The following is a 5,147-nucleotide window of genomic DNA, read 5'->3' as shown; positions in this document are numbered from 1 at the left end:
GCTGGCCGTCGCCGCGGACGAGGTCGCGCAGCGGGACCCGGCGCACGCCCGGGAGTCCGCGTTCACCCTCACACCGCCGGAGAGGGCGCTGGTCGAACGGCTCGCCCCGGGCCGGATCGAGGACATCTGGCCGCTGGCACCGCTCCAGGAAGGGCTGTTCTTCCACTCCGCGTACGACGACGGCGCGCTCGACGTCTACACCGTCCATGAGTCCTTCGACTTCGCCGGGCCGGTGGACGCGGACCGGCTGCGGACGGCGGCGGCCGTGCTGCTGGGCCGCAATCCGGGGCTGCGCGCCGGATTCACCAGCGAAGGTCTGCCGCAGCCGGTCCAGTTCATCGTGCGCGACCCGGAGATCCCCCTCACCGAGGTCGATCTGTCCGCGCTCCCCGTGACGGAGCAGGACGACAGGATGCGGGCGCTGCTGGACGAGGAGCGCTCCCGGCGCTTCGATCTGTCCCGGCCGCTGCTCTTCCGGATGCTGCTGATCCGGCTCGGCGGCGGACGCGGTGACCGGCTCGTCATCGGCCGTCATCTGATCCTGTGGGACGGCTGGTCCGCCTGGGTGTTCCTGGACCAGCTCTTCGCGCTGTACGAGAACGGCGGCGACGCGGCCCACCTGGCACGCCCCGGTTCGTACCGCGACTATCTGACCTGGCTGGAGCATCAGGACAGCGCGGTTGCCACCGGTGCCTGGCGCGCGGCACTCCAGGGTCTTGACGAACCGACCCTGCTGGTCCCCGAGGCCGCCGGCCGGGCGCTGGAGCCGGTGGTGCCGGAGCAGTTCGACGCGGTGCTGCCCGCCGCGGCGAGCGATCGGCTGCGGGAGTTCACCCGTGGCCACGGGCTGACCCTCAATACGGTGCTCACCGCGGCCTGGGGTCTGGTGCTGGCCGGTGCGACCGGGCGCCCTGACGTGGTGTTCGGGACGACGGTCGCCGGGCGGCCGAGTGAGGTGCCCGACGTCGAGAGCGTCATCGGCCTGTTCCTCAACACCGTGCCCGCGCGGATCTCGTTCGATCCGGCGGAACCGGTCGTGGAACTGCTGCGCCGGGTCCAGGCGGAGCGTATGGAGCTGATGCCGCACGAGCATCTGGGGCTCGGCGTCCTCCAGGCGGAGACCGGCCACCGCCGTCTGTTCGACACCCTGTTCGTGCTGCGCGACGCCGACACCGAGGAGCGGCTCGCCGAGCTGGCGGAGCGGCACGGCGCGCGGGCCGTGGCGAATGTCGATGCCACCCACTACCCGGTCAATCTGGTGGTCACCCCGGGCCGCCGCATCCGGTTCACCCTTTCCCACCGGCCCGATGTGATCGCGGCTCCGGCCGCGTCGGCGCTGCTGGAGCGGTTCACCCTGCTGCTGGAGCGGCTGCTCGCCGACCCCGCCCGGCCGGTGGGCTCACTCGATCCGCTGTCGGCGGCCGAACGGGCCGAGCTGGCGCGTCAGGACGCGGCGAGCCGGGTGCCTGTTCCACGTGAAACCATCGCGGATCTGCTCGCGGCCCAGGCGGCCCGTACCCCCGATGCCACCGCTCTGGTCTTTGGCTCGCGGCGGCTGACATACGCGGAACTGGACGCCAGGTGCGACCGGCTGGCCCGGCTGCTGATCGACCGTGGCGCGGCGCCCGAAAAGGTGATCGCGCTCGGGCTGCCGCGCTCGCTGGACATGGTGGTGGCGCTCTTCGCGGTGCTGCGGACCGGAGCGGCCTATCTGCCGCTGGAGCTGGACCATCCGGCGGACCGGCTCGCGCTGATGCTGGACGACGCCCGGCCGCTGCTGCTGCTGTCGACCGCGGCCGTCTCCCGGACGCTGGACGGTGCGGTCCCGCGCGTACTGCTGGACGATCCGGCCGTGGCGGCGGAGCTGGCGGCGCTGCCGGCGGAGAGGGTGCGGCTGGACTTCGATCCGGCGCACCCGGCGTATGTGATCTACACCTCCGGTTCCACCGGCCGCCCCAAGGGGGTGGTCACGCCGTACATCGGTCTGACGAATATGCGGCTCAACCACCAGAAGGAGATCTTCGCCCCGGCGATCGCTGCGGCGGGCGGGCGGCGGCTGCGGATCGCGCACACGGTGTCCTTCGCGTTCGACATGTCCTGGGAGGAACTGCTCTGGCTCGTCGAGGGACATGAGGTGCACATCTGTGACGAGGAGCTGCGCCGGGACGCCACCGCCCTGGTCGCGTACTGCGAGACGCACCGGGTCGATGTCGTCAATGTCACGCCGACGTACGCGCATCTGCTGATCGAGGAGGGACTGCTGGAGGGGCACCGGCCGCCGCTGGTGCTGCTCGGCGGGGAGGCGGTGACCGAGGCGGTCTGGAACCGGCTGCGGGACACCGAGGGTACCTACGGCTACAACTTGTACGGGCCGACCGAGTACACCATCAACACCCTCGGCGGCGGTACCGGCGACAGCGCCACGCCGACGGTCGGCCGCCCGATCCGCGCCACCCGCGCGCGGGTGCTGGACGCCTGGCTGCGGCCCGTCCCGGACGGGGTGCCCGGTGAGCTGTACATCGCCGGGGTGGGGCTGGCCCGGGGCTATCTCGACCGGCGGGCGCTGACCGCCGAGCGGTTCGTGGCCGATCCGTACGGCGAGCCGGGTGAGCGGATGTACCGTACGGGCGATCTCGTACGGCGGCGCGCGGACGGCAATCTCGACTTCCTCGGACGCACCGACGACCAGGTGAAGATCCGGGGCCACCGGGTCGAACTCGGTGAGATCGAGACCGCGCTGGCCCAGCAACCCCTCGTCGCCCAGGCCGCCGTCGTCGCCCGCGAGGACACCTCGGCACCCGGCACTCAGCGTCTGATCGGCTATGTCGTCCCGGCGGAACCCGGGGACGAGGCGCGCGAGGAGGCCGAGGCCGAGCAGATCGGTGAGTGGCGGGAGATCTACTCCGCCGAGTACGCCGAGATCGGCACCGCCGTCTTCACCGAGGACTTCGCGGGCTGGGACAGCTCCTATGACGGCGCCCCGATTCCGCTGGACCATATGCGGGAGTGGCGGGCGGCCACCGTGGAACGCATCCGGGAGCTGCGGCCACGGCGGATTCTGGAGATCGGCGTCGGGTCGGGTCTGCTGCTCTCCCAGCTCGCCCCGGACGCCGAGGCGTACTGGGCGACGGACTTCGCCGCGCCCGTGATCCGCAAGATCGGCGAGGATCTGCGGCGCGATCCGGCCCTGGCCGCCAAGGTCGAGCTGCGGTGCCTGCCCGCGCACCGGACGGACGGTCTGCCGACCGGTTTCTTCGACACGGTCGTCATCAACTCCGTCGTCCAGTACTTCCCGAGCCTCGGCCATCTCGGCGAGGTGCTCACCGGAGCGATGGAGCTGCTGGTGCCGGGCGGGGCGCTGCTCGTGGGCGATGTGCGCAATCTGCGGCTGGCGCGGGCGTTCCACACCGGAGTCCAGCTCGCCAGGGCGGTCGGGGACGCCGACCCGGTGACCGTGCGCCGGGCGGTGGACCGGGGCATCGCGCTGGAGAAGGAACTCCTCGTCGACCCCGACTGGTTCACCACGCTCGGCCTCGGCGTCGATCTGCGGACCAAGTCCGGCCGCCACCACAACGAGCTGACCCGGCACCGCTACGACGCGGTCCTGTACCGGGAGGACGCCGCTGCCGCCGACAACGCCGACAGCACAGCCGGGGCGCTGCGGCTGGACGAAGCCCCGGTGACCGACTGGCCCGGGGCGGGCGCGCTCGCCGCCCGGCTGGAGCGGGAGCGTCCCGGGCTGCTGCGGGTGCGACGGGTGCCCGATCCCCGGACGGCCGGTGAGCTGGCCGCCGTACGGGCGCTCGCGGACGGCAGGCGGCCCGGCGGGGACCCGGGCCCGGGGGGCGTGGAGAGCGAGGAGCTGCGCGCGCTGGCCGCGCCGCTCGGCTACCGGGTGCTGACGACGTGGTCGGACGAACTCGGCGCGTACGACGCGGTGTTCGTCCGGGGCGGTGCGGTGCGGCTTTCGGCGGGTCTGTACCGGCCGGCCGGGTCCGCCTCGTACGCCAACTCCCCGGCGGCGACGCGCGGTACGGGGGCGCTGGTGCGGCGGCTCCGGGAGGATCTGGGGCAGCGGCTGCCCGGGTACATGGTGCCCGCCGCGTTCGTCGTACTCCCCCGGCTGCCGATGAACGACAACGGCAAGCTCGACGCCCAGGCGCTGCCCGAGCCCGAACCGGCGGTGGCCCTGTCGGCACTGGCGACATCGCGCGGACCGCGCACGCCCGGCGAGGAGGTGCTGTGCCGGCTGTTCGCCGAGGTGCTGGGGCTGCCCGGGACCGGAGCTGAGGACAGTTTCTTCGAGCTGGGCGGGCATTCGCTGCTGGCGACCCGGCTGATCAGCCGGGCCCGTACCGAGCTGGACGCGGAGCTGGCGATCCGCGATCTGTTCGAGGCGCCGACGCCGGAACTGCTGGCCCGCCGGGCGGAGTCGGGCGGGCCGGTGCGGCCCGCACTGGCGCGCGCCGCCGTCCGGCCGGAGCGGATCGCGCTGTCGGCGGCCCAGCGGCGGCTGTGGCTGGTGGAGCGGATCACCGGGGGCGGGGTCGCGTACAACTTCCCGCTGGTGTTCCGGCTGCGCGGTGAGCTGGATCTGCCGGCCCTGCGTTCGGCGCTGCACGATGTCGCCGGGCGGCACGAGTCGCTGCGTACCCGGTTCGAGGAGTACGCGGGCGAGCCGTACCAGCGGATCGTCCCGGCGGACGAGGCCGTCGTCCCGTTCACGGTGACCCGGTGCACGGAGGCTGAACTGGCGGAGCGGATCGAGGAGGCGCAGCGGCGGCCGTTCGATCTGGGTGCCGGGCTTCCGCTGCGGGCGGAGGTGCTGCGGCTCGGTCCGGCCGATCAGGTGGTCGCGGTGGTGCTGCACCACATCACCACCGACGAGTGGTCCGACCGGCCGTTCCTCGCCGATCTCAGTGCGGCGTACGCGGCGCGGACGGCGGGCCGCGCGCCCGACTGGACGCCGCTTCCCGTCCAGTACGCCGACTACACGCTGTGGCAGGAGGAGTTGCTGGCGCGGGTGGGTGAGCGGCAGCTCGCCCACTGGCGGGAGGCGCTGCGCGGCCTGCCGCAGGAGCTGGAGCTGCCGCTGGACCGCCCGCGCGGCACCCGGACGAGTGGCCGCAGCGGCACGGTCAAGGCCG

Annotated in this window: 1 protein-coding gene; it reads left to right on the top strand. The window is 73.1% G+C overall.

Annotated features, from left to right (window positions below):
• The coding region (locus ACWF94_RS32825; RefSeq protein WP_453496905.1) for an amino acid adenylation domain-containing protein at positions 1-5,147 on the top strand (5,147 nt) is incomplete at both ends.

It is taken from the genome of Streptomyces sp. NPDC055078 (genome assembly GCF_053607985.1).
Note: the sequence above shows the minus strand (reverse complement) of the source record. Positions and strands in the feature narration are given on the sequence as shown.